The following is a 22,437-nucleotide window of genomic DNA, read 5'->3' as shown; positions in this document are numbered from 1 at the left end:
TTAGCGCGGCTTGACCTCGACCAGCAAGCGCCACTCGCCATCGATTTTTTCACCCGACCAGGCCGCTACGAGCGGTCGGGTCGCCACAAAATGCAGCAACAACCCCTTCTCGGTCGTCTGCACGCGCCAGCCAGCACTGGTGCTCCCAACCTCTATACGCCCGGCATCGGCGCTGCCCTTGGACTGAAACAGCATGCCCACGGCGCCTTCGACGTCCTGGCTGTAGAGCTCCGGCTCGCGGTTAAACCATAGCTGCAGCCCACTCGCTACAGGCTCGATACGTAACAGCTCGGCCGGGCCAGGCCGAAAGACGTGGCCGAGAAAAGAGCCGAACAACAGCCCGAGCAGCACCAGCGAGCCGAAAAAGCGCCGGCGAAGGCGAGGTAGCGGGTCGTTAGCCGCAGTAGAATGCCGGTCGTTTTCAGAGTCGGTGCCGCGCATGTTTCATGTAATCCTTTTTCAACCGGAGATTCCCCCGAATACCGGCAACATTATCAGGCTCTGCGCCAATGCCGGTTGTAGCCTGCACCTGATCGAACCGCTGGGCTTTGAGCTGGATGACAAACGGTTGCGCCGCGCCGGGCTGGATTATCACGAGTACGCGCCGCTCAAGCGACACGCCGATCTCGATAGTTGCCTAGAGAGCCTCGGCCGCCCTCGCCTGTTCGCCTTTACCACCAAAGGCTCGCAACCCTTTCATGAGGTCAAATTTCAGCGCGGCGATGCCTTCCTGTTCGGCCCGGAAAGCCGCGGTTTGCCGCCGGAGATCCGCGACGCGCTGCCCAACGAGCAGCGCCTGCGCCTGCCGATGCGTCCAGACAGCCGCAGTCTGAACCTCTCCAACACCGTGGCCGTCGCCGTCTACGAGGCCTGGCGACAGCTGGACTTCGCGCTGCAATAGCGCTGCCTCGCCAACAGCGGGCCCGTGCGTGTCGCTTGGCGATCAGTAACGCTCAGCCCTGCCTGCACGGCGAGCCGCCTGGCGTCACGTCGGTAGGTTCATAAGGGGGCAAGACGCGATTCCCTCGCATCGGTTGAAATGCGCGGCAGTGTCCCCATATCAAGCGCATTCGGGCATTCATCGCCCCGCTGCGTGGAGATTTTCCTTTGACCACCATCGTTTCAGTACGCCGCAACGGCAAAGTCGTCATGGGCGGCGACGGCCAGGTTTCCCTCGGCAACACCGTCATGAAAGGCAACGCCAAGAAAGTCCGGCGCCTCTATCACGGCCAGGTCCTGGCGGGCTTCGCTGGCGCCACCGCCGATGCCTTCACACTGTTCGAGCGTTTCGAAGGTCAGCTGGAAAAACATCAGGGTCATTTGGTTCGGGCGGCCGTTGAGTTGGCTAAAGACTGGCGGACCGATCGCTCACTGAGCCGCTTGGAAGCCATGCTCGCGGTAGCCAACAAAGACGCCTCGCTGATCATCACCGGCAACGGCGATGTGGTGCAGCCGGAGAACGATCTGATTGCCATGGGCTCCGGTGGCGGCTTCGCCCAGGCCGCCGCCATGGCACTGATGCAGAAAGGTGACCAGAGCATGTCGGCCCAGGACATCACCGAAACCGCGTTGAACATTGCCGGCACCATCTGTGTCTTCACCAACCAGAATCTCACCATCGAGGAGCTCGACAGCGCGATCTAATCGCCCTCGAGCCCCGGAGTACCGCACCATGTCCATGACGCCCCGCGAGATCGTCCACGAACTCAATCGCCATATCATCGGCCAGGACGACGCCAAGCGTGCCGTCGCCATTGCGCTGCGCAACCGCTGGCGGCGGATGCAGCTCTCCGCCGAGCTGCGCCCGGAAGTAACGCCAAAGAATATCCTGATGATCGGCCCCACTGGCGTGGGCAAGACCGAGATCGCTCGGCGCCTGGCGAAGCTGGCCAATGCGCCGTTCATCAAGGTGGAGGCGACCAAGTTCACCGAAGTGGGTTATGTCGGCCGTGATGTCGAGTCGATAATCCGCGACCTCGCCGATGCGGCACTGAAGATGCTCCGCGAGCAGGAAGTAGTGAAGATGCGCCATCGCGCCGAAGATGCCGCCGAAGAGCGCATCCTCGACGCGCTGCTACCTCAGGCTCGCCCGGCCGGCTTCAATGAGGAGCAACCGGTGCAGAGCACTGATTCCAATACGCGCCAGCTGTTTCGCAAGCGCCTGCGCGAGGGCCAGCTCGACGACAAGGAAATCGATATCGAAGTGGCCGAGAGCCCAGCCGGGGTCGAGATCATGGCTCCCCCAGGCATGGAGGAGATGACCAATCAGCTGCAGAGTCTTTTCTCCAACATGGGTAAAGGCAAGAAGAAGAGCCGCAAGCTGAAGATCAAGGACGCACTCAAACTGGTCCGCGATGAAGAAGCCGCGCGCCTGGTCAATGAAGAAGAGCTCAAAGCCCGCGCACTGGAAGCGGTGGAGCAGCACGGCATCGTCTTCATCGACGAGATCGATAAGGTCGCCAAGCGCGGCAACACCAGCGGCGCCGATGTCTCCCGTGAAGGCGTGCAGCGCGACTTGTTGCCGTTGATCGAGGGCAGCACGGTCAACACCAAGCTGGGCATGGTCAAGACCGACCACATCCTGTTCATCGCCTCCGGCGCGTTCCACCTGTCCAAGCCCAGCGATCTGGTGCCGGAACTTCAGGGTCGACTGCCGATCCGCGTCGAGCTGAAAGCGCTGTCGCCGGAAGACTTCGAGCGCATCCTCACCGAGCCACACGCCTCGCTGACCGAGCAGTATCGTGAGCTGCTGAAGACCGAAGGGCTGGGCATTGAATTCACCGAGGACGGCATCAAGCGCCTGGCGCAGATCGCCTGGCAGGTCAACGAGAAGACCGAGAACATCGGTGCTCGCCGCCTGCACACGCTGCTTGAGCGCCTGCTTGAAGAGGTCTCGTTCAGCGCTGGCGACCTGGCCGGACAGCAGAATGGCGAGCCGATCCGCATCGATACCGCTTACGTCAACAGTCACCTCGGTGAGCTGGCCGAAGACGAAGACCTGTCGCGCTATATCCTTTGAAATGAGCGACTGCGCCTCATGGACGAGGCTCGGTGCGCTGTCAGGAGCAATCGATGCGTATCCCTACTGCAATCAAGCTGCACAAAACGTCGAAAACACTGGAGCTGGAATACGGGCCAGAGCAGCGCTATGTGCTATCCGCTGAATTTCTGCGGGTCCACTCGCCTTCAGCCGAGGTGCAGGGTCATGGCAATCCGATCCTGCAGACCGGCAAGATCAACGTCGGCCTTGAAGGGATCGAGCCGGCCGGGCAGTACGCACTCAAGCTGACCTTCAGCGATGGCCACGACAGCGGCTTGTACAGCTGGGACTATCTCTATCGGTTGTCGACCGATCAGCAGCAGATGTGGGCGGACTACCTCGACGCACTTGCCCGCGCTGGAAAGTCCCGTGATCCGGACATCTCACCGGTCAAGCTAATGCTCTAATCTTCAACGTGTAGGCACCCGCTACGGTGGACCGCGCTTCATTGATCCACGACCGGGCCACCGGGGTTGCAAAAAATCGCAGCAGCCTTGCGCTCAAATGGGGTTCAGGATCGAAGCGCCTGCACCAGGGCTTGCTCGATTTGCGTCTGAACGCCGTCGCCCAGCGCCGACTGTCAGGCTGTGTTCGGCCAGCATGGACTATGCTGACTTGCCGCTCGCGGCTTGGCGCTCGAGGATGCTTTTAGGTTTAGAATGCCGGCACATTCTTCCGGTGACAGTGACATGACCGATCCCCGCAAAGAGCGTGACGCAGAAGCCACCACCCACTTCGGCTACAAGAACGTGCCGGAGAGCGAAAAAGCGCAGAAGGTGGCAGAGGTATTCCATTCTGTAGCCGCCAAGTACGACCTCATGAACGACCTGATGTCCGGCGGCGTGCATCGCCTCTGGAAGCGCTTCACCATCGAGCTGTCCGGCGTCCGCCACGGCAACCGGGTGCTGGATATCGCCGGCGGCACTGGCGACCTGGCGCGCCAGTTCTCACGCATCGTTGGGCCGACCGGCGAAGTCGTACTGGCCGACATCAATGCCTCGATGCTCAAGGTTGGACGTGACCGCCTGCTGGATAAAGGCGTGGCCGATAACGTCAAGTTCGTTCAGGCCGATGCCGAAAAGCTGCCATTCCCGGACAACCACTTCGATGTGGTTACCATCGCCTTCGGCCTGCGCAACGTGACGCACAAGGAAGACGCCATCGCGTCCATGCTGCGCGTGCTCAAACCCGGTGGTCGGCTGCTGGTTCTGGAGTTTTCCAAACCGACCAACCAGCTGTTCTCCAAGGCCTACGACGCCTACTCGTTCAGCCTCCTGCCGATGATGGGCAAGCTGATCACCAACGACTCCGAAAGCTACCGCTACCTAGCCGAGTCGATCCGCATGCATCCGGATCAGGAAACCCTGAAGGGCATGATGGCCGACGCCGGCTTCGAGCGCGTCACCTACCACAACATGACCGGCGGCATCGTCGCCCTGCACCGCGGCATCAAGCCCTGATGCTGCGCGCTGCCCTGCTGGCCGGCGCCGAGCGCGGTCTCAATGGCGTTCTGCGCCTGGATCCGACCGCCCTGCCGCGGCTGGCCAAGCTCAGTGGTCGAATCATAGAAATCGACTGCACGGCACCGGCTTTGAAACTGTTCATCCTGGCCGATGCCGATGGCCTGCGGTTGGCAACGCAATGGGGCAGCGAGCCGGATTGCCGCTTGCGCGCTTCCGCCACGGATCTGCTGCGCCTGGCGACCAACCGCAACAAGACGGCCATCCTGCATGGTCCGGATGTCGAAATCCAAGGCGACAGCGGCGCGCTTATGAGCCTCGCCGAAGTGCTGCAGGATCTCGAGCTGGACTGGGAATACGAGGTGTCGCGCTGGCTGGGTCCGGTTGGTGCGCATCTGCTCGGTTCCAGCGCTCGCCGTCAATCCGCCTGGTTGCGACAAACTGCTGACAGCCTGCAGCAGAACCTGGCCGAATACCTCAGCGAAGAATCACGCACACTGGTCGGCATGGCCGAGGCTGAAACGCGCTTCGCTGAACTCGACCGCCTCAAGCTCGACCTCGACCGACTCGAAGCCCGCATCGAGCGGCTCACCCACTCTCAAAAACCAGACCGATCCGAATGAAGCTGTTCGCCGCGGCCCGCCGCCTGTTTCGCATCCTGCTGGTGGTGATCCGCTACCGCCTGGACGACATCATTCTCGACCTGCCGATGCCGTGGTGGCTGCGTGCGACCAGTTACCTGCTGCCATGGCGTTGGCTGCCACGCCGGCGCACCGAACTTTCTCGAGGGGCGCGCCTACGCTTGGCGCTGGAAGGGCTCGGCCCGATTTTCATCAAATTCGGCCAGATTCTTTCGACCCGACGCGACCTCCTGCCGCTCGACATCGCCGAAGAGCTGGCCATGCTTCAGGACCGGGTACCGCCGTTCGACTCGGCAGTCGCCACGGCACTCATCGAACGTGAGCTGGGCGCGCCAGTGGGCGAAGTGTTCGCCCGATTCGACAGCAAGCCGTTGGCGTCCGCCTCGGTCGCCCAGGTACACGCCGCCAAACTGCGCAGCGGTGAAGAGGTGGTTGTCAAGGTGGTACGACCGAACCTGCGACCAATCATCAGCCAGGACATTGCCTGGTTGTTCCTGCTGGCGAAGACCGCCGAACGCGCCTCCAACGAGGCCCGCCGCCTACACCTGGTAGAAGTGGTCGACGACTACGCCAAGACCATCTACGACGAACTCGACCTGCTGCGCGAAGCGGCCAACGCCAGCCAGCTGAAGCGCAACTTCCAAGGTTCGCCGCTGCTTTATGTCCCTCAGGTTTACTGGGACTACTGCCGCCCGCAGGTGCTCGTGATGGAGCGTATCTACGGCGTGCCAGTGACCGACATGAAGCGCCTGGCTGAGCAGCGCACCGACATGAAACAGCTGGCCGAGCGCGGCGTGGAGATCTTCTTCACCCAGGTCTTCCGCGACAGCTTCTTCCATGCCGACATGCATCCCGGCAACATTTTCGTCAGCACGCACCAGCCGTGGAACCCGCAATACATTGCGGTCGACTTCGGCATCGTCGGCAGTCTCACCCCGGAGGATCAGGACTATCTTGCACGCAACTTGATGGCCTTCTTCCGACGCGATTATCGGAAGGTGGCACAGCTGCACATCGACTCAGGCTGGGTGCCGGCCGAAACCAAGGTCAATGAGTTCGAGGCGGCAATCCGTACCGTCTGCGAGCCAATCTTCGAAAAGCCGCTAAAGGACATCTCCTTCGGCCAGCTGCTGGTCCGCCTGTTCCAGGTCGCGCGCCGCTTTAACATGGAAGTCCAGCCGCAGCTGGTCCTGCTCCAGAAAACGCTGCTCAACATCGAAGGTCTGGGCCGTGAGCTCTACCCGGAGCTGGACCTATGGGCCACTGGCCAGCCTTACCTCGAGCGCTGGATGCGCGAACGCATGAGCCCGAAACAGCTGTTGAAGAACGCCCAGGCGCAGATCGAACAGCTGCCGCACCTGGCGGGCATGACGCGCGAGCTGCTCGAGCGGATGTCGGGGCCCCACGCGCACAACCTGCCGCCGCCCTGGCGCGAACACCATCATCACTGGCCATTGCGTCTGGTCGGCGCCGCGTTGCTAGCCGGGGGCGCCACGCTGGCGGCGGCGGCCGAGAGTATTTCCGCGCTGGCGACCTGGCCCGCCTGGCTGATGCTGGCGGCCGGCATCTACATCGTGGTGCGCCGATAGCCAGCGGTCGGGCAGGCTGGCACACTGAGCGTACAGAGTGGAGAATCCGATGAACTGGCTGGATCAAATCAACTGGAACGAAGACGGGCTAGTACCGGCGATCGCCCAGGACCATCAGACCGGGCGCATCCTAATGATGGCCTGGATGAATCGCGAAGCGCTGGAACTGACCACTACAGAGAACCGCGCCATCTATTGGTCACGTTCGCGTGGCAAGCTGTGGCGCAAGGGGGAGGAATCCGGCCACGTGCAGAAGCTGCACGAGCTGCGCCTGGACTGCGACGCCGACGTGATCGTATTGATGGTCGAACAGCTTGGTGGCATTGCCTGCCACACCGGGCGTGAAAGCTGTTTCTACCGAGTCTTTGAGAACGGTGATTGGAAGACTGTCGAACCGGTCCTCAAGGACCCGCACGCGATATACGCGGAGCACACACATGAGTGATACCTTTTCCCGCCTGGCCGAGGTGCTGGAAGCCCGCAAGGGAGCCGCGGCAGACAGTTCCTATGTGGCCAGCCTCTACCATAAGGGACTCAACAAGATTCTTGAGAAGGTCGGCGAGGAGTCGGTTGAAACCATACTAGCCGCCAAAGACGCTGCCGCAAGCGGTGACGCCAGCGACCTGATCTACGAAACCGCCGACCTCTGGTTTCACAGTTTGGTAATGCTGGCCGCGTTGGACCAGCATCCACAGGCGGTTCTGGACGAACTCGACCGGCGATTCGGTCTCTCTGGGCATGCGGAAAAAGCCGCGCGCCCACATTCCTGATAGACAACTTCGGAGTACTGCAGCATGGGTTTTGGTGGAATCAGCATCTGGCAGCTCCTGATCGTTCTGCTCATCGTGGTCATGCTTTTTGGCACCAAGCGCCTCAAGGGCATGGGCTCCGACCTTGGCGATGCGATCAAGGGCTTCCGCAAGTCCATGGGCACCGACGAGGAAAAGCCCGGTGTCGATGAGAAACAAAACCACACCATCGATGCCGAGGCCCGCAAGGTCGAAGAACCGACAAAGAAGAACTGACGCGCCATGTTCGATATCGGTTTCACCGAACTGCTGCTGATCGGCTTGGTTGCGCTGTTCGTTCTCGGCCCTGAGCGCTTGCCCGGTGCGGTGCGCACTGCAGGACTTTGGATTGGTCGCGCCAAGCGAAGCTTTGCGAACATCAAGTCCGAGGTCGAACGCGAGATTGGCGCCGACGAGATTCGCCGTCAGCTACACAACGAGCGCATCCTCGACCTTGAGCGGGAAATGAAGCAGAGCATCATGCCCAGCTCGCCCATCGCCAACAGCACGCCATCTCCGCAATCGGCCACACCGCCACCGGATGCCAGCCACCTCGAAGAGGCAGCGTCCACAGAAGCCAAACCCGCCGACACGGCCCCCGTACCTCGCCCGGACAAATCGCCTGAGCCATGAGCAATACATCCATTGATGATCAGGAAATGCCGCTGATTGCCCACCTGACCGAATTGCGCAAGCGGCTACTGCGCTGCGTGGTGGCGATACTGCTGCTGTTTGGCGGGTTGTTTTACTTCTCCCAGCAGATCTACGCGCTGGTGGCCGCACCGCTGCGGGCCTACCTGCCAGAAGGCGCGACGATGATCGCCACAGGCGTGGCCTCGCCGTTCCTGACACCGTTCAAGCTGACGATGATGGTGGCGCTGTTCCTGTCGATGCCGGTCATCCTGCATCAGATCTGGAGCTTTATTGCGCCCGGTCTGTACAAGCATGAAAAGCGCGTTGCGGTGCCGTTGCTGATCTCCAGCATCTTCCTCTTCTACGGCGGCATGGCCTTCGCGTACTTCGTGGTCTTCCCAATCATGTTCGGCTTCTTTGCCAGCGTGACACCCGAAGGCGTGGCGATGATGACCGACATCGGTCAGTACCTCGACTTCGTGCTGACATTGTTCTTCGCCTTTGGCGTGGCGTTCGAAATCCCGGTAGCGACCTTCCTGCTGATCTGGGTGGGCATCGTCGACGTAGCCACCCTGCGCAAAAGCCGTCCCTACGTTGTGGTCGGCTGCTTCGTCGTTGGCATGGTGTTGACGCCGCCCGACGTGTTCTCCCAGGCCTTGCTCGCTGTGCCTATGTGGATACTGTTCGAGGCCGGTCTAATCTGCGGCAGCATGGTGAAGAAGCGCGAAGAAGAATTTCGCGGTGATGCAGACGGCAGCGAACCCGACCCCGGCGATCAACCACCCGTTTCACGTCCGTGAATCTGTTGCTGCTGGAGGCGGCCGACTTTGTCGCCGCCGATCGGGTAGTTCTGCGTGACCGCCGTCTGACACACCTCCATGAGGTTCACCGCGCCGAGGCGGGAGAGTGCCTGAGGGTCGGACTGCTAGGCGGCCAAATGGGCCAGGGACAACTGCTGCGTCTGGACGCCACGGAAGCCGAACTCAAGATCGAGCTGCAGCAAACTCCGCCAGCCAAATTGCCCGTTACTCTGCTGTTGGCCTTGCCCCGGCCGAAGATGCTGCGCCGCGTCCTGCAAACGGTAGCCAGCATGGGCGTGCCTAAGCTTGTCTTGCTTAACAGCTACCGCGTAGAGAAGAGTTTCTGGCAGACCCCGTTCCTCGAGCCGCAGGCCATCCGCGAACAGCTGCTACTCGGATTGGAGCAGGCCCGCGATACCGTGTTGCCTGAAGTCATCATCGAGAAGCGCTTCAAACCCTTCGTAGAAGACCGCCTGCCACAGCTGGTTGCCGGTACCCGCGGCCTGGTCGGTCACCCAGGCGACTACCCGGCCTGCCCTCGTGCACTGAGCGAGCCGGTGACGCTGGCTATTGGTCCCGAAGGCGGCTGGATACCCTACGAAGTGGAGAAACTGACCGAGGCAGGCTTGCAGCCAGTGCAGCTTGGGGATCGCATTCTGCGAGTTGAGACCGCCGTCAGCGCCCTGCTGGCGCGCTTGTTCTGAAGATCATTTAGCCGAGATGCGACGCGGTACCGATGAACGTAGTGCACGCAAGCGGTGCGCACGGGTCAGAGCCTGTGAACCCCTCAATCATAGTTGTAGCCATGCGACCCTTGACCATAGATCTTCACCGCCTGGAATACGCCCTGGAAAACCGCGACGCCAGCGAGCATTACCTGGACCTGGAGTCCGGCCAGATTCAGGCGGTTTTCCCCGGAGAAGCCGCCCCAGGTGCCGATGAAAAATATGATGTGCAAGAAGATCGCTACTTGCACATCGAGCCTCTCGGGCTGGCGCAATCGATCGCGATGCGTGAAGCGTTCCTGTTCACCCAGCACGACCCCAACGCACATACCGTCCTTGCCAATGCCTTGCAGGGACGCAAGCCGCTGCGAACGTTCGACTTCAAGCTGGAAGACTTTCCGGATGTTCGCCAGGCCTGGCTGGACTATCAGGCGGTGCAGTTACGTGAATACGCTATTACCTGGCTGCACGAAAATGGGCTCGAATCGTCGAAACGCTGACCTAGCCCGCCGCCTTACCCTCAGCTTTCCAGCAGGAAGGTCACCGGCCCGTCGTTCTGAAGATAGACCTGCATATCGGCACCGAAACGGCCGCAGGCCACATTCGGATGCTGCAGACGCGCCTGACCGACCAGGTAATTGTAGAGCTCTTCACCCAGCTCTGGAGGCGCAGCAGTTGAGAAGCTCGGCCGTAGACCACTGTTCGTGTCCGCCGCTAGGGTGAATTGAGAAACCAGCAACAGACCACCGCCGACGTCGGAAAGTGAGCGGTTCATCTTGTCGTTCTCGTCGCTGAACACTCGGTATCGCAACAGCTTGTGCAGGAGCTTATCGGCACGCGCTCGATCATCCTCTCGCTCGACCCCGACCAGCACCAGCAGGCCCTGATCGATCGAGCCGATCACCTCGCCAGCCACCTCGACCCGCGCCTGACCCACGCGCTGGATCAATGCCTTCATCAGGCCTCCTCAGGGGGCAGGTCGAGCAGGCGCTGTGCTATCTCGGCCGCGGCTCGGACCAGTGCATCGCAGATGCCATGTTCGGATGCTGAATGGCCAGCCTCGCGAATGATCTGCAGCTCGCTGTTGGGCCAGGCCTCGTGCAGCGCCCACGCATTGTCCAGCGGGCAGATTACGTCATAACGGCCATGCACTATGATGCCCGGCAGGTGTGCAATCTTGTGCACGTCGCGCAGTAACTGGTTCGGTTCAAGAAATGCCTGGTTGACGAAGTAATGGCACTCGATACGCGCCATTGCCAGCGCACGATGAGTATCGGAGAAACGATCGACTACTTGGGTATTGGGCCGCAGCGTGGCCGTGCGCCCCTCCCAGCAGGACCAGGCCTTGGCCGCATGCATCTGGGCGATCTGGTCGGTACCGGTCAAACGTTTGTAGAACGCCTGCATTAGATCGCCGCGTTCTTCTGGCGGAATCGGGGCGATGAAGTCCTGCCAATAATCTGGAAACAGGCGGCTAGCGCCTTCCTGATAGAACCACTGGAAGTCCTCCGGCCGACACAGGAAGATGCCTCGCAGGATGAGTGCATGGACACGCTCGGGAAAGGTCTGGGCATACGCGAGCGACAGCGTCGAACCCCAGGAGCCGCCAAACAGCACCCACTTGTCGATGCCAAGAAATTCGCGGATGTGCTCCATGTCCGCGATCAGGTGCGCCGTGGTGTTATTTTCGAGACTTGCATGGGGCGTGGAACGACCGCAGCCACGCTGATCGAACGTGATGATGCGGTAAAGGTTAGGGTCGAAGAAGCGACGACTCAGCGCATCACAACCACCGCCTGGGCCACCGTGAACGAATACAACAGGCAGGCCCTCCGGCGACCCACTCTCGTCGACGTAAAGCACATGCGGCGCTTCGACCGCCAGCTCATGCCGGGCGTAGGGTTTGATCTCCGGATACAAGGTTTGCATGGCACACTCCATGATCGGTACGCGGGTTAGGCCGCCGGACGTTTCCGGCATCATAACGAGGTTCGAGAGGTTAGGCATGCCCGTATGGAAATTAGCCGTCGCGTTCATGGCAGTAGCGCTGATGCTGGTCGGATGTGGTCGCGATGATCCAGAGGCTGCGCTGCAGGCGGCTGTTGAATCGCTGCAGGAGAGCATCGAAAGCAAAGACGCCTCACGGCTCATGGATCTCATTCACCAGGAGTTCAGCGCTAACCAAGAGGCGGATCGGGACTGGGCAAGACGCACGGCTACTTTGATGTTCCTACGTCATCGCAACGTGCACGTCATCGCACTCAACAGCCGCAGCTGGATTGACCCGACCTACCCGGACAAAGGCTACAGCGAGGCACAGGTGGCGCTGACCGGTGCCGAAGCCCTCCTGCCTCAGCGGCTCGGGCATTACAACGCCCGGCTCGAATGGTGGCTAGCCGATGGGAAATGGCAACTGGCTCGATTGAACTGGGACTAGCCGACCTGCCCCTGCGAAATGGCAACTCAGCCCGCTTCACCGCGCCAGATCAGCGCGCTGATGTCATAGCCACGCTTACGCGCCTCGTCGAGCAAGCGGTCCCGGGTTGCCTCCTTGATCTCCTTTTCTCGCGATAGCAACCAGAGGTAATCCCGATCAGGACTGCCGACCAGCGCCACACTGTAGTCATCGGCAAGATAAAGGATCCAGTAATGTCCCTTGGTCAGGCCCGGGAAGAGATTGCTGAACCAGTTGTCGAAGCGAACCCACAGCTTGTCCGTCTCGCCCTTCTGCTGCGGTACCGCCTCCCCCGTGGCCTCCTGCTGTTCACCATCTTCGGTTTCGCAGCGATTGGTTACCGCCACGCTGCCGTCATCCTGCAGCTGGTAATTCGCCTGCGAGCGCACGCAGTTGCGCTGAAAAAACATCGGCAGGCGCGCGTGCTCGTACCAGGTGCCTTGATAGCGTTCCAGATCCACCTGCCCGGCGGTCTCAGGTCCGTTCACGTTACTGCCGGAACCTGCACATCCGGCGACCAGCAGTGCAGTGAAAAGCGCAACGAACAGGCGCATGCGAGCTCCTTATTTCAGACCTTGGCCCGAAAACATCATGACTTTGTCACCCGCGAACTGGATGCTGATGAATCGATTTTTCTGCCCCCAGGTGCAGCTCGACATGCCCAGCGCGCCAGCGCACTCGCCTGGCTTGCCCAATAGCTTTTCGACCTCTGCACGGGACATCCCCGCCTGCAACTTGGAGAAGTTTTCCTGCGTCACCGGACTGCACGCAGCCAACAGCACGACAGCGATGACCAGCGATACATAGCGCAACGACATGGCGGATTCCTTTTTTCGAGTCAACGGCTGGCCTTGCTTGGCCTTGCGGTAAAAGATAGAAAACAAGCCGCCCAGGAAGGTTCCTCAGCAGGACTAGAAGCCTGAACCAGGCCCGGCGAGAAAAGTCTGTTCAGCCTCGCTCGAGCTGCGACCCAGCATGGCATTGCGATGAGGAAAGCGGCCGAAGCGAGCAATGACCTGCCGATGGCGTTCAGCAAAGTCGAGGAAATCGGCAAACAGCTTTTGCTCGCCCGCATCGGCGATGCCAAGGAGTTGCTCGAACTGCTGCACGGCCTGATCCTGCACGCTGAGATTTTCCGCGTGTTCCAGCACAAGGTAAATGAATACACGCTGTATAGGCGCCAGCAGGACATCGCCGCCATGGGCCATGCCGTCCCGCACGAGCTGCAGCGCGCGCTCGTCTCCGGCGAATGCCTTCGGCGTGCCGCGATGGATCATGCGTGGAAGCTGATCAAGGAGAAGGACAAGTGCGAGCCAGCCATGTGGCGACTCGGCCCACTCGTTCAGCTCGCCTGCGAGTGCACGCTCGATGAGACCACCGAAACGCTCGCGGGCTTCTTCATCCTGTTCGGGCTTGTAGCCGAACCAGAGGCTATTCTTTGCGCCAGCTACCTCAGTAGCAGTGGCGCCCTCACCGAACCACCAGTTCAGCAATTCCTGTGAGGGCGAGGTCATCTTTCAGGCCTTGTGATAACCAGTGACGCGCTCGACTTCTTCCTTCGACCCCAGGAACACTGGCACACGCTGGTGCAGCGACTCGGGTTGGACGTCGAGAATGCGCTGAGTGCCGGTGGTTGCCGCGCCGCCGGCCTGCTCGATGATAAAAGACATCGGGTTGGCTTCGTACATCAGGCGCAGCTTGCCGGCCTTGCCAGGCTCGCGCGAATCGCGTGGGTACATGAACATGCCGCCACGGGTCAGGATGCGGTGCACGTCAGCCACCATCGAAGCGATCCAACGCATGTTGTAGTTCTTGTTCAGCGGGCCTTCATTGCCGGCCAGCAACTCGCCAACGTAGCGCTGCACCGGTGCTTCCCAGTGACGCTGGTTGGACATGTTGATGGCGAATTCAGCGGTGCTTTCCGGCACACGGATGTTTTCATGAGTCAGCACGAAGCTGCCCAGTTCGCGATCGAGGGTGAAGCCCATAACGCCGTTGCCCAGCGTCAGCATGAGCATGGTCTGCGGTCCGTAGATCGCATAACCGGCTGCAACCTGCTTGGTACCGGGCTGGAGGAAAGCCTCCTCGCCAAGGGCGTCATTTTGGGAGAAGCACGCGTCTGGGCAGCGCAGCACGGAGAAGATAGTGCCGACGGATACGTTGACGTCGATGTTGCTGGAGCCATCCAGCGGATCGAAGACCAGCAGGTAGGCGCCTTTCGGATACTTGCCAGGAATCTGGTAGGCGTTGTCCATTTCTTCCGAGGCCATGCCGGCCAGGTGGCCGCCCCATTCGTTGGCTTCGAGCAGGATTTCGTTGGAAAGGACGTCGAGTTTCTTCTGCACTTCGCCCTGGATGTTCTCGGTTTCAGTCGCCCCGAGAACACCGCCCAATGCGCCTTTGGAGACGGCGTGGCTGATTTCCTTGCACGCTCGAGCCACTACTTCGATAAGGAAGCGCAGATCTGCAGGGGTGTTGTTGCTGCGGGTCTGCTCAATCAAGTAGCGACTCAGGGTTACGCGTGACATGGAATGGCTCCGGAGGGATGGATAAGCCCGCGCAGTTTAGCAGGCCGGGGGGAAACTAACCCTCCCTCAGACCTGTCGACCGGGTGCAGAGTTCAGCGAAGCGGCAAAGTGCCTGCAAACCATATCTTCCGTCTTCCCGGAACGCCTCCCATCATGCGGAAGCGGCGGCGGTTCGATCCAACAACCCGCCAAGCCGCTTCACTTTACCCATCAGAGCACCTTCCAGATCTCCTGGGCATATTCGCGGATGGTACGGTCCGACGAGAACCAGCCGGTGCGTGCCGTGTTGAGCACTGCCGAGCGCCACCAGCTGTCCGCATCGCGCCAGCGCGCCTCGACTTCCAGCTGCGCCTGCCAATAGGCCTCGAAGTCGGCACAAACCATGAAGGTATCGTGCCATTTCAAGCCGTCGATCAAGGCGGTATAGCGACCCGGGTCTTCCGCCGAGAAGGCGCCATTGCGGATCGCCATCAACACCTCGTTGAGCCGGGGCGAGCCGATGATGGTGGCTTCGGCGTTGTACTCATTCGCCTGTTTGCGCGCCTCGACCTCCTGCGCAGTCATGCCAAAGATGAACATATGCTCGGCACCGATCTGCTCGCACATTTCGACGTTGGCGCCGTCCAGCGTACCGATGGTTAGCGCGCCGTTGAGGGCGAACTTCATGTTGCTGGTGCCCGACGCCTCGAGCCCGGCGGTAGAAATCTGCTCGGATAGGTCGGCCGCCGGGATGATGCGTTCGGCCAGGCTCACGTTGTAGTTCGGCAGGAACACCACCTTCAGCAGGCCGCGCACCGTTGGGTCATCGTTGATGGTCCGCGCGATGTCGTTGGTCAGCTTGATGATCAGTTTTGCCGTGTGGTAACTGGCCGCCGCCTTGCCGGCAAATATCTTCACGCGCGGCACCCAGTTACCACCTGGATCGGAGCGAATCGCCTGATACAGCGCGACGGTATGCAGCAGGTTGAGCAGTTGCCGCTTGTACTCGTGGATGCGTTTGACATGCACATCAAACAGGGCATTCGGGTCGACGGTGATACCCAGGCGGTCCTGAATCATGCGCGCTAGTAGTTGTTTATTGCCCAGTCGCTGCGATGCGAAGCGGGCGCGGAAATCCGGCTGATCGGCGCATGGCTCCAGCTTGCGCAGCAGCGTCTCCGGCGAATCAAGCAGCTCTTCGCCGACATGATCGACCAGCAGCCGGGTGAGCTGAGGGTTGGCCTGATACAGCCAACGGCGGAAAGTGATGCCGTTGGTCTTGTTGCTGATCCGCTTGGGATAGAGCGAATGCAGGTCGGTGAAGACCGTCTCGCGCATCAGCCCGGTGTGCAGTGCTGAAACACCGTTAACACAGTGCGAACCGAGAAACGCGAGGTTGCCCATGCGTACGCGGCGGCCGTGGCCTTCTTCGATCAGCGAGACCGAGCGCAGCAGATTTACGTCGTGGATACCGCGCTCACGCAACGCATCGAGATGCTGGGCATTGAGCAGGTAGATAATCTGCATGTGCCGCGGCAGCAGGCGCTCCATCAGCCCCACCGGCCAGGTTTCCAGCGCCTCGGGCAGCAGCGTGTGGTTGGTGTAGGACAGGGTGCCGACGGTCAGCTCCCAGGCCTTGCGCCACGGCACGTCATGCACGTCTACCAGCAGGCGCATCAACTCGGCAACGGCGATCGCCGGGTGCGTGTCGTTGAGCTGGATAGCGGCGAATTCCGGAAGATTCATCAGCGTGCCGCGCTGATCCAGGTGTCGGCGCAGCAAGTCCTGCAAGGATGCCGCAACGAAGAAATACTCCTGGCGCAGACGCAGCTCCTGCCCCGCTTCGGTGCTGTCAGCGGGATACAGAACACGAGAGATGCTTTCAGCGCGCGCTTCCTCAGCGACCGCACCGATGTGGTCGCCGGCGTTGAAGCGTTCCAGATGGAAGTCAGCCTCGGCCCGCGCACGCCACAAACGCAAAGTGTTAACGCTAGCACCGCGCCAGCCCACCACTGGCGTGTCGTAGGCAATGGCCCGGACCCCTTCGGCCCAGTGCCAGAAATGCTTGGGCTGATCAGAGCTGCTGCCATCCGACGGCATCGCCGCCACGCTGCCGCCGAAGCCGATCAGATAGCTGACTTCGGGTCGCTCGAATTCCCATGGATTGCCGAAATTCAACCAGGTCTCGGTCTGCTCGTGCTGCCAACCATCGACGATCGCCTGGCGGAACAGGCCGTGATCGTAGCGGATGCCATAGCCGTGCGCGGCAACGCCGAGAGTCGCCATGCTTTCCATGAAACAGGCCGCCAGACGCCCCAGGCCACCATTACCCAGCGCGGCGTCAGGCTCGAGCACGCGAATGCGCTCGAAGTCGACATCTACGCCGGCCAGCGCCTCGCGCGCCACATCGAGCAGGCCCAGGTTACTGAGGCTGTCGGTGAGCAGACGGCCTATGAGGAATTCCAGCGAGAGGTAATAGACCCGCTTCTTGCCTTCGCGATAGCCCTGTCGGGTACGGTCCATCCACTGGTCGATCATACGGTCACGCGTGGCCAGCGCCACCGCCTCGAACCAGTCATGGTCGGAGGCATGCTCGGGGTCCTTACCGATCGAATAGGTCAGCTTGCTGATTACGTTTTCACGAAAAGCTGCGACCTCATCGGCGTTGGGAGCAGTCGTTTCTTGCGTCATGGACAGACCTCGTGCAGCGGGTGAAAGGATACGAAGCATTCATGGCGGCGCCAGGCCGCCCCAAAAAACGGCAATACAGACAGGTTTGCAGGTTTCAACAGCATCTGGGCGACCGTCTGTCCGGCGTTCGACTCGTGGGTTTCGCTGGAAATTCCACCCCATGTCGCTATGAGCGCGCGCCGCCATTACCGATACCGCCGCTGTGAAGACACGTTTGATCGCTTCTGCCGACCCCGTACGCCTCGAAACCTGGGCGCGATACAGCAACGGCCTGTGCCGAGACTGCCACGCCAGGTGTTGCACTTTGCCGGTCGAGGTGCGGATCGATGACCTGATCCGCCTTGAGGTGGTCGACGCCTTCGAGCGTGACGAGCCGCTCAAGGGCATCGCCAGACGCCTGAGCAAAGAAGGCCTCGTTGAACATTTCAATCAGAAGCACGGCATCTTCACCCTGACCCGACTGGCCAACGGAGACTGTCTTTACCTCGATCGCAAGACACGCTTGTGCACGGTCTATGCCAAGCGCCCCGATACCTGCCGCAACCACCCGCATGTCGGTCCAAGGCCCTGCTACTGCGCCTATCAGCAGAAAACCGCAGCGCGCTAACGCCGCTTTCCAACCCATCCGAAACGTCGGAAAACGGCCGCTAAAAAGCGCCGCGGAAACTGGCAATATCGTGACTCAGCAGTCATGCTTGACGTCTGCCTGTATCCGCATACGTTAGGAATCCACCCGGCATGAGCCGCGATAGCCGCTACCTGGAAGCCATTCTGCACCACGACATCCCACTGACCCGGGCGATGGGCCTGCGCGTCGAGCATTGGGAAAATCATGAGCTGCGCCTGAAGGTCCCGCTGCAAGCGAACATCAACCACAAAAGCAGCATGTTCGGTGGCAGCCTCTACTGCGCCTCGGTGCTGGCTGGCTGGGGCTGGCTGCACCTGCGCCTGCGCGAGGCCGGGATCGACGACGGTCATATCGTCATTCAGGAAGGCCAGATCGACTATCCGCTGCCCGTGATGGATGACGCCACCGCTGTATGCTCGGCCCCGGACGATAGCGCCTGGGAGCGATTCGAGACGATCTACCGTCGCCGTGGCCGTTCGCGTCTGACCCTGCACAGCCGCATCCTGGCTGCTGATGGCCGGGACGCAGTGCGTTTCACCGGCCAGTTCGTGCTGCATAAGTAAACGCAGCCGCCCCCTCTGCACTGCCAGGGTGCGTCGGGCTGCTACAGCCCGCGCGCACCGTTGACCGCTCGCTGCCCAAACGCCCGCGCAACCACTGCGAAGCGGCGGGCTGGCGCCGGCTGTTCGGTCGTGCCCCATCGTAAGCAATTGCCGGACGTTACCGCGCTAGCAAGCTACCGCTAAGACTGGCATGCAAGCGCACGCCGGACTACGCTGCACCTGCCAACAATAAAAATACAGCGTCAAGGAGCCGATGCCATGGGCCTGTCCCGTAAAGCCATCCTATTGCTCAGTGTGCTGCTCGCCCTCAGCGGTGCCGCGCACGCCGAGTTGCCGAAGAACTATCAGATCATCCTGCAGACCGACAATTTCCCACCCTTCAACATGGGGCCAGCGCACAAGAACTTCGCTCGCGGCGATGAGGTGCAAGGCATCGCCACTGATACCGTGCGGGAGATCTTCAAACGTGCCGGCATCGACTACAACCTGACGCTTCGCTCGCCCTGGGACCGCATCTACAACCAGACCCTCACCGACACCGGTCACGGGTTGTTTTCCGTCACCCGTACGGCGCAGAACGAAGGCTTATTCAAATGGGTCGGGCCCCTGGCCCGCTACGAAAGTGTGCTGCTCGCGGCGGCGGACAAGCACATCGACCTCAACTCCTTGGCTCAGGCCCAGGGGCTGGAAATCGGCGCGCAGAAAAGCAGCGGCATCAGCCAGTACCTGGAACAACAAGGGTTGCGCCCAATCGATAGCCTCAGCGAAGACGAAAACCTGCGCAAATTGCTCAGCGGCCGCCTCGATCTCTGGGCAACGGCTGATCCGGTCTGGCGTTACCAGGCCAAAGAACAGGGCGCAGAAGGCCTCAAGCCAGCGCTGAGTTATCGAGCTGAAGACCTGTACCTGGCGCTGCACAAGGACACGCCTGACGAAGCCGTGGAGCGTCTGCAGAGCGCGCTCAATGATGTGATTGGCGAGGGGTATGCCGGCTGCAGCAAGACCCCCGACCTCTGCTATCTGATACGCGACCGCAAGGTGCCCTGAGCGCACCGGGGTCGCGAGGCGCTCAGACGTAGCGTGACTTCGGTGTGGCCATCGGCAGTGGGCCGTCGCCGATCAGACGGAACTCGCCCTTGGACGCATCGTAAGCGCGAATCTCACTGGTGCCGATGTTGTACACCCAGCCATGGATGAACAGCTGCCCACTGGCCAACCGCGCCGCCACTGATGGGTGAGTACGTAGATGGTCGAGTTGGGCCAACACGTTCTCCTCGGTCAGCACGCCCAGCGTGTTGTGGTCGGCGCAGCCGCAGTTTTCCTCGACCACCGTCCTCGCCACTTCGGCGTGTCGCAGCCAGCTCCGTACGGTCGGCATTCCGTCGAGGCTCGAGGGATTCAGCACCGCTTTCATCGCACCGCAATCGGAATGCCCGCAGACGATGATGTGATGCACGCCAAGCGCCATCACCGCGAACTCGATGGCGGTCGACACGCCGCCATTCATGATCCCGTAGGGCGGCACGATATTGCCGACATTACGGGTCACGAACAGGTCGCCCGGCGAGCTCTGGGTGATCAGCTCGGGCAGGATTCGCGAGTCCGCGCAGGTGATGAACATGGCCCGAGGCGTCTGCTCGTGGGCCAGCTTGCTGAACAGCTCACGCTGCTCCGGGTAGATGTCTTCACGAAACTGAATGACCCCCGCGATCAGGTTGTCGAGCGCCTCCTGCGCTGTTTCGGTCTTCTTGTCTTCGAGACTCATAACACGATCTCTCTTATGGTTTGGTTAGGTACGACGTTGCACGCATCAGGCCGGACACTGCACAGATGTGACAGACCGTAACGAACGCCGGGCGCTTGCCTCGACGTGATGAATCTGTACCGCTGATCTCAAAAGATAGACCAGCCGATTCGCTGGGAGAGCTTCTCCAGTGCCGCCATGCCGATCAGTGAATTCCCAGCCTGGTTCAGTTCGGGTGACCAGACGCAGACCGTGAAGCGCCCCGGCACGACCGCGACGATGCCACCGCCTACGCCGCTCTTGCCGGGCAACCCAACGCGGTAAGCGAAATTACCTGCCTCGTCATACAGACCGCTGGTGGCCATGATCGCATTGACCTGTTTCGCTTGGCGCGGTGTCAGCACCGGTTCGCCACCTGCCAGGCAAGCGCCGTCACGAGCCAAAAAGCCAAACGCACGGGCCAGGTCGACGCAGCTCATGCGCAGCGCGCAATGATGGAAGTAACTGCGCAGCACCGCCTCGACATCATTGTGGACGTTACCGAACGCCTGCATCAGATACGCCATCGCGGCGTTACGCGCGCGATGCTGGTATTCCGATTCGGCTACTACCGAGTCGGACACAATCAGCGGATTGCCCGACAGATGCCGAACGAAATCGCGCATGGACAGTGCCGGCACGGCAAAGCGCGACTGGTTGATGTCACAGATCACCAGCGCCCCGGCATTGATGAACGGGTTGCGTGGTATGCCACGCTCGAACTCCAGCTGCACCAACGAGTTGAACGGCTGCCCAGACGGCTCGTGACCCAGGCGCTCCCACAACGACTCGCCGCAATGCTGAATTGCCTGCACCAAGCTAAAGACCTTGGAAATGCTCTGGATCGAAAACGGCGTCTTCGCATCACCGGCGTGGTAAAGCTCACCCTCGGCGCTGTAGACCGCGATCCCCAATTGATCAGCCGGTACGTGCGCCAGCGCCGGAATATAGTCGGCCACCTTGCCTTGGCCGAGGAGCGGGCGGACTTCGTCGAGAATCTCACTCAATAGGTTTTGCATGACATCCTCATGTAAAAGGCGCGAGGCGCACCAGGCTACTAGACGCCGCTAAACCCACGGTCATCACAGTACGAAAAGGTGCGTCTGTTTCATGAGTCCAACCGCAACGCCTCACGTTCCGACCCATGCTCTAGACAGTCTGCCGAGCCCACTAATCAAACGCGTGCAGGTGACACATCAAGGCTTCACGGCGCATTCCGGCTGAACTGGCGCTCGACACAAAGCACCCTGTTTTCGAGATCACGATTGGCTCCGGTATAGTGCCGCCCGCTTCACGGGGCACGGCCTGTGCCTCGGGCGTCACAACAAGGAAAGAAAACAGATGAAACTGAAACGTGCGGCGGGCCTGCTGGCGCTCGCGATGGCAGTGAGCGGCTGCTCCACCGCGACCTACTTCAAACTGCCCGAGAACAGCAAAGTCTCGGTTTATGAACGGCCGCAGCAATACTCCCAGGGTCTGGTCAAGACGCGTCCGTTCTTCTGGACAGCCGCTGGCGGCATTCCCTACAAACTCAGCAGCGAAGACGGAGAGCTGCTGCAGCAAGGCCAGCTGCGTGCGCGCTTCCGCGTCGCCTCCATTTTCTGGCCGCCAGGAGGCATCATCTACTGGCCGATGGGGTTCGGTCAGCGCTGCTATGACCTGACCGGTGCCGAGCCGCTCAGCTGCACCCAGGGCGACCTGAAGGATCTTCGCAGTCAGCGCCGTCTAGACCGCTAGATTCCCGCGGCACATCGCCTCGGTATGCCCTGAGGCGATGGATCGCTCCAAACGCTTGTAGCTCGTCCAGCCGATGGCGCGTGACAAGTCGGTTAAAACTTTTCCGGGCGCAACACCTCAACTTCAGCCAGATAGCAGACCATGGCGAAGTTATCGTAATAGCGCGCCTGAAGATGCTCTGCGATGCGTTCGGCCAGTTCGCGGTTGCAGATGATCTCCAGGCGGATGTTGCCTTCGGTATCCCATTCGGCGCTGCGCACACCACGGCTGCCTCGCCCGCGCGCTTCGGACAGCGTCCAGCCCGGTGCGCCGAGGTGGTCGAGGTCGGCCACCAGCTTCTTTTCCAGCGCTGCTTCGCAGATCACGGTAAGCAGGGTTCGGGTTGCGATTGTCATGT

At 61.0% G+C, this 22,437-nt stretch carries 30 protein-coding genes; 19 read left to right on the top strand and 11 right to left on the bottom strand.

What is annotated here, in order from left to right; genetic code table 11:
- On the bottom strand, positions 1-441 hold the full coding sequence (locus tag ACIGHL_RS09700; protein WP_128119610.1) for a hypothetical protein: 441 nt from the start codon (positions 439-441) through the stop codon (positions 1-3).
- Here ACIGHL_RS09700 and trmL point away from each other — a divergent pair.
- From trmL to ACIGHL_RS09630, 14 genes are all read left to right on the top strand, one after another.
- Entirely contained in the window at positions 440-901 is a 462-nt protein-coding gene (trmL, locus tag ACIGHL_RS09695) for a tRNA (uridine(34)/cytosine(34)/5-carboxymethylaminomethyluridine(34)-2'-O)-methyltransferase TrmL (RefSeq protein ID WP_045422512.1), read from the top strand. The genes ACIGHL_RS09700 and trmL overlap by 2 nt on opposite strands.
- Before the next feature lie 206 nt (positions 902-1,107).
- On the top strand, positions 1,108-1,644 hold the full coding sequence (gene hslV, locus ACIGHL_RS09690) for an ATP-dependent protease subunit HslV (protein WP_045431382.1): 537 nt from the start codon (positions 1,108-1,110) through the stop codon (positions 1,642-1,644).
- A gap of 28 nt (positions 1,645-1,672) precedes the next feature.
- The gene (gene hslU / locus ACIGHL_RS09685) at positions 1,673-3,019 is read left to right on the top strand and encodes an ATP-dependent protease ATPase subunit HslU (protein WP_046163548.1); all 1,347 of its coding nucleotides are present in this window, start codon (positions 1,673-1,675) and stop codon (positions 3,017-3,019) included.
- A 53-nt stretch (positions 3,020-3,072) separates the two neighbouring features.
- Complete coding sequence (locus ACIGHL_RS09680) at positions 3,073-3,447, top strand: gamma-butyrobetaine hydroxylase family protein (protein ID WP_128119611.1); 375 nt, start codon at positions 3,073-3,075, stop codon at positions 3,445-3,447.
- A gap of 282 nt (positions 3,448-3,729) precedes the next feature.
- Positions 3,730-4,500, top strand: a complete 771-nt coding sequence (ubiE, locus tag ACIGHL_RS09675; protein ID WP_045422518.1) for a bifunctional demethylmenaquinone methyltransferase/2-methoxy-6-polyprenyl-1,4-benzoquinol methylase UbiE — start codon at positions 3,730-3,732, stop codon at positions 4,498-4,500.
- On the top strand, positions 4,500-5,123 hold the full coding sequence (locus tag ACIGHL_RS09670) for a ubiquinone biosynthesis accessory factor UbiJ (RefSeq protein ID WP_128119612.1): 624 nt from the start codon (positions 4,500-4,502) through the stop codon (positions 5,121-5,123). Before ubiE ends, ACIGHL_RS09670 begins: the two co-directional genes overlap by 1 nt.
- Complete coding sequence (ubiB, locus tag ACIGHL_RS09665) at positions 5,120-6,730, top strand: ubiquinone biosynthesis regulatory protein kinase UbiB (RefSeq protein ID WP_128119613.1); 1,611 nt, start codon at positions 5,120-5,122, stop codon at positions 6,728-6,730. Before ACIGHL_RS09670 ends, ubiB begins: the two co-directional genes overlap by 4 nt.
- Positions 6,731-6,779: 49 nt before the next feature.
- Positions 6,780-7,175 carry a phosphoribosyl-AMP cyclohydrolase gene (gene hisI / locus ACIGHL_RS09660; RefSeq protein WP_127838182.1) on the top strand — a complete coding sequence of 132 codons (396 nt, stop codon included), beginning with the start codon at positions 6,780-6,782 and terminating at the stop codon, positions 7,173-7,175.
- Positions 7,168-7,500, top strand: a complete 333-nt coding sequence (locus ACIGHL_RS09655; protein ID WP_045422524.1) for a phosphoribosyl-ATP diphosphatase — start codon at positions 7,168-7,170, stop codon at positions 7,498-7,500. Before hisI ends, ACIGHL_RS09655 begins: the two co-directional genes overlap by 8 nt.
- Positions 7,501-7,524: 24 nt before the next feature.
- Positions 7,525-7,755 (top strand): twin-arginine translocase TatA/TatE family subunit, encoded by a 231-nt coding sequence (tatA, locus tag ACIGHL_RS09650; protein WP_128119614.1) that lies wholly within the window; start codon positions 7,525-7,527, stop codon positions 7,753-7,755.
- A gap of 6 nt (positions 7,756-7,761) precedes the next feature.
- Complete coding sequence (tatB, locus tag ACIGHL_RS09645; RefSeq protein WP_128119615.1) at positions 7,762-8,151, top strand: Sec-independent protein translocase protein TatB; 390 nt, start codon at positions 7,762-7,764, stop codon at positions 8,149-8,151.
- Entirely contained in the window at positions 8,148-8,951 is an 804-nt protein-coding gene (tatC, locus tag ACIGHL_RS09640) for a twin-arginine translocase subunit TatC (protein ID WP_128119616.1), read from the top strand. Before tatB ends, tatC begins: the two co-directional genes overlap by 4 nt.
- Positions 8,948-9,655, top strand: a complete 708-nt coding sequence (locus ACIGHL_RS09635; RefSeq protein WP_128119617.1) for a 16S rRNA (uracil(1498)-N(3))-methyltransferase — start codon at positions 8,948-8,950, stop codon at positions 9,653-9,655. Before tatC ends, ACIGHL_RS09635 begins: the two co-directional genes overlap by 4 nt.
- Positions 9,656-9,756: 101 nt before the next feature.
- Positions 9,757-10,176, top strand: coding sequence for a UPF0158 family protein (locus ACIGHL_RS09630; RefSeq protein ID WP_128119618.1), 420 nt, complete (start codon positions 9,757-9,759; stop codon positions 10,174-10,176).
- A gap of 20 nt (positions 10,177-10,196) precedes the next feature.
- On the opposite strand, the gene dtd is transcribed toward ACIGHL_RS09630, so the two are convergent.
- Positions 10,197-10,634, bottom strand: coding sequence for a D-aminoacyl-tRNA deacylase (gene dtd / locus ACIGHL_RS09625; protein WP_128119619.1), 438 nt, complete (start codon positions 10,632-10,634; stop codon positions 10,197-10,199).
- Positions 10,634-11,605 carry a prolyl aminopeptidase gene (gene pip / locus ACIGHL_RS09620; protein ID WP_128119620.1) on the bottom strand — a complete coding sequence of 324 codons (972 nt, stop codon included), beginning with the start codon at positions 11,603-11,605 and terminating at the stop codon, positions 10,634-10,636. The genes dtd and pip overlap by 1 nt, the downstream gene beginning before the upstream one ends.
- Before the next feature lie 76 nt (positions 11,606-11,681).
- Between pip and ACIGHL_RS09615 the strand changes: the two genes are divergently transcribed.
- Complete coding sequence (locus tag ACIGHL_RS09615; protein ID WP_128119621.1) at positions 11,682-12,113, top strand: hypothetical protein; 432 nt, start codon at positions 11,682-11,684, stop codon at positions 12,111-12,113.
- A 26-nt stretch (positions 12,114-12,139) separates the two neighbouring features.
- Here ACIGHL_RS09615 and ACIGHL_RS09610 read toward each other — a convergent pair whose 3' ends face one another.
- From ACIGHL_RS09610 to ACIGHL_RS09590, 5 genes are all read right to left on the bottom strand, one after another.
- Positions 12,140-12,685, bottom strand: coding sequence for a lipocalin family protein (locus tag ACIGHL_RS09610; protein ID WP_128119622.1), 546 nt, complete (start codon positions 12,683-12,685; stop codon positions 12,140-12,142).
- Positions 12,686-12,694: 9 nt separating this feature from the next.
- Positions 12,695-12,949, bottom strand: a complete 255-nt coding sequence (gene bamE, locus ACIGHL_RS09605) for an outer membrane protein assembly factor BamE domain-containing protein (RefSeq protein ID WP_128119623.1) — start codon at positions 12,947-12,949, stop codon at positions 12,695-12,697.
- Positions 12,950-13,042: 93 nt separating this feature from the next.
- Positions 13,043-13,645: a DUF924 family protein gene (locus ACIGHL_RS09600; protein WP_128119624.1), complete on the bottom strand. Its 603-nt coding sequence runs from the start codon at positions 13,643-13,645 to the stop codon at positions 13,043-13,045.
- A 3-nt stretch (positions 13,646-13,648) separates the two neighbouring features.
- Entirely contained in the window at positions 13,649-14,659 is a 1,011-nt protein-coding gene (locus ACIGHL_RS09595; RefSeq protein ID WP_128119625.1) for a class 1 fructose-bisphosphatase, read from the bottom strand.
- Positions 14,660-14,869: 210 nt separating this feature from the next.
- A complete protein-coding gene (locus ACIGHL_RS09590) occupies positions 14,870-17,329 on the bottom strand; it encodes a glycogen/starch/alpha-glucan phosphorylase (RefSeq protein ID WP_128119626.1) in 2,460 nt (819 codons plus the stop codon).
- A 202-nt stretch (positions 17,330-17,531) separates the two neighbouring features.
- On the opposite strand from ACIGHL_RS09590, the gene ACIGHL_RS09585 reads away from it, so the two are divergent.
- The 3 genes from ACIGHL_RS09585 (at position 17,532) to ACIGHL_RS09575 (ending at position 19,567) form a co-directional block, all read left to right on the top strand.
- Complete coding sequence (locus ACIGHL_RS09585; protein ID WP_216707010.1) at positions 17,532-17,936, top strand: YkgJ family cysteine cluster protein; 405 nt, start codon at positions 17,532-17,534, stop codon at positions 17,934-17,936.
- A gap of 131 nt (positions 17,937-18,067) precedes the next feature.
- A complete protein-coding gene (locus tag ACIGHL_RS09580) occupies positions 18,068-18,520 on the top strand; it encodes a thioesterase domain-containing protein (protein ID WP_045422554.1) in 453 nt (150 codons plus the stop codon).
- 258 nt (positions 18,521-18,778) lie between these two features.
- Positions 18,779-19,567 carry a substrate-binding periplasmic protein gene (locus ACIGHL_RS09575; RefSeq protein ID WP_128119627.1) on the top strand — a complete coding sequence of 263 codons (789 nt, stop codon included), beginning with the start codon at positions 18,779-18,781 and terminating at the stop codon, positions 19,565-19,567.
- A gap of 22 nt (positions 19,568-19,589) precedes the next feature.
- On the opposite strand, the gene ACIGHL_RS09570 is transcribed toward ACIGHL_RS09575, so the two are convergent.
- Positions 19,590-20,285, bottom strand: a complete 696-nt coding sequence (locus ACIGHL_RS09570) for a carbonic anhydrase (RefSeq protein WP_128119628.1) — start codon at positions 20,283-20,285, stop codon at positions 19,590-19,592.
- 128 nt (positions 20,286-20,413) lie between these two features.
- Positions 20,414-21,322 carry a glutaminase B gene (gene glsB, locus ACIGHL_RS09565; protein ID WP_128119629.1) on the bottom strand — a complete coding sequence of 303 codons (909 nt, stop codon included), beginning with the start codon at positions 21,320-21,322 and terminating at the stop codon, positions 20,414-20,416.
- Between the two features lie 322 nt (positions 21,323-21,644).
- Here glsB and ACIGHL_RS09560 point away from each other — a divergent pair, with 322 nt between their 5' ends.
- On the top strand, positions 21,645-22,040 hold the full coding sequence (locus tag ACIGHL_RS09560; protein ID WP_128119630.1) for a hypothetical protein: 396 nt from the start codon (positions 21,645-21,647) through the stop codon (positions 22,038-22,040).
- A gap of 92 nt (positions 22,041-22,132) precedes the next feature.
- On the opposite strand, the gene ACIGHL_RS09555 is transcribed toward ACIGHL_RS09560, so the two are convergent.
- Positions 22,133-22,435 carry a P-II family nitrogen regulator gene (locus ACIGHL_RS09555; protein WP_045422564.1) on the bottom strand — a complete coding sequence of 101 codons (303 nt, stop codon included), beginning with the start codon at positions 22,433-22,435 and terminating at the stop codon, positions 22,133-22,135.
- Positions 22,436-22,437 lie beyond the last annotated feature (2 nt).

Source organism: Pseudomonas sp. NPDC077451 (assembly GCF_044543345.1).
GTDB lineage: Bacteria > Pseudomonadota > Gammaproteobacteria > Pseudomonadales > Pseudomonadaceae > Stutzerimonas.
This window is presented reverse-complemented; position numbering and strand designations above follow the sequence as displayed.

Coding starts and splice junctions, on each gene's coding strand:
- ACIGHL_RS09595 (WP_128119625.1), bottom strand. CDS start 14,659: ATGTCACGCGTAACCCTGAGTCGCTACTTGATTGAGCAGACCCGCAGC.
- ACIGHL_RS09670 (WP_128119612.1), top strand. CDS start 4,500: ATGCTGCGCGCTGCCCTGCTGGCCGGCGCCGAGCGCGGTCTCAATGGC.
- ACIGHL_RS09700 (WP_128119610.1), bottom strand. CDS start 441: ATGCGCGGCACCGACTCTGAAAACGACCGGCATTCTACTGCGGCTAAC.
- dtd (WP_128119619.1), bottom strand. CDS start 10,634: ATGAAGGCATTGATCCAGCGCGTGGGTCAGGCGCGGGTCGAGGTGGCT.
- ACIGHL_RS09655 (WP_045422524.1), top strand. CDS start 7,168: ATGAGTGATACCTTTTCCCGCCTGGCCGAGGTGCTGGAAGCCCGCAAG.
- bamE (WP_128119623.1), bottom strand. CDS start 12,949: ATGTCGTTGCGCTATGTATCGCTGGTCATCGCTGTCGTGCTGTTGGCT.
- ACIGHL_RS09555 (WP_045422564.1), bottom strand. CDS start 22,435: ATGACAATCGCAACCCGAACCCTGCTTACCGTGATCTGCGAAGCAGCG.
- tatB (WP_128119615.1), top strand. CDS start 7,762: ATGTTCGATATCGGTTTCACCGAACTGCTGCTGATCGGCTTGGTTGCG.
- ACIGHL_RS09575 (WP_128119627.1), top strand. CDS start 18,779: ATGGGCCTGTCCCGTAAAGCCATCCTATTGCTCAGTGTGCTGCTCGCC.
- pip (WP_128119620.1), bottom strand. CDS start 11,605: ATGCAAACCTTGTATCCGGAGATCAAACCCTACGCCCGGCATGAGCTG.
- ACIGHL_RS09580 (WP_045422554.1), top strand. CDS start 18,068: ATGAGCCGCGATAGCCGCTACCTGGAAGCCATTCTGCACCACGACATC.
- ubiB (WP_128119613.1), top strand. CDS start 5,120: ATGAAGCTGTTCGCCGCGGCCCGCCGCCTGTTTCGCATCCTGCTGGTG.
- ACIGHL_RS09610 (WP_128119622.1), bottom strand. CDS start 12,685: ATGCGCCTGTTCGTTGCGCTTTTCACTGCACTGCTGGTCGCCGGATGT.
- tatC (WP_128119616.1), top strand. CDS start 8,148: ATGAGCAATACATCCATTGATGATCAGGAAATGCCGCTGATTGCCCAC.
- ACIGHL_RS09590 (WP_128119626.1), bottom strand. CDS start 17,329: ATGACGCAAGAAACGACTGCTCCCAACGCCGATGAGGTCGCAGCTTTT.
- tatA (WP_128119614.1), top strand. CDS start 7,525: ATGGGTTTTGGTGGAATCAGCATCTGGCAGCTCCTGATCGTTCTGCTC.
- ACIGHL_RS09570 (WP_128119628.1), bottom strand. CDS start 20,285: ATGAGTCTCGAAGACAAGAAGACCGAAACAGCGCAGGAGGCGCTCGAC.
- ACIGHL_RS09600 (WP_128119624.1), bottom strand. CDS start 13,645: ATGACCTCGCCCTCACAGGAATTGCTGAACTGGTGGTTCGGTGAGGGC.
- ACIGHL_RS09630 (WP_128119618.1), top strand. CDS start 9,757: ATGCGACCCTTGACCATAGATCTTCACCGCCTGGAATACGCCCTGGAA.
- ubiE (WP_045422518.1), top strand. CDS start 3,730: ATGACCGATCCCCGCAAAGAGCGTGACGCAGAAGCCACCACCCACTTC.
- glsB (WP_128119629.1), bottom strand. CDS start 21,322: ATGCAAAACCTATTGAGTGAGATTCTCGACGAAGTCCGCCCGCTCCTC.
- ACIGHL_RS09680 (WP_128119611.1), top strand. CDS start 3,073: ATGCGTATCCCTACTGCAATCAAGCTGCACAAAACGTCGAAAACACTG.
- hslU (WP_046163548.1), top strand. CDS start 1,673: ATGTCCATGACGCCCCGCGAGATCGTCCACGAACTCAATCGCCATATC.
- ACIGHL_RS09615 (WP_128119621.1), top strand. CDS start 11,682: ATGCCCGTATGGAAATTAGCCGTCGCGTTCATGGCAGTAGCGCTGATG.
- ACIGHL_RS09560 (WP_128119630.1), top strand. CDS start 21,645: ATGAAACTGAAACGTGCGGCGGGCCTGCTGGCGCTCGCGATGGCAGTG.
- hisI (WP_127838182.1), top strand. CDS start 6,780: ATGAACTGGCTGGATCAAATCAACTGGAACGAAGACGGGCTAGTACCG.
- trmL (WP_045422512.1), top strand. CDS start 440: ATGTTTCATGTAATCCTTTTTCAACCGGAGATTCCCCCGAATACCGGC.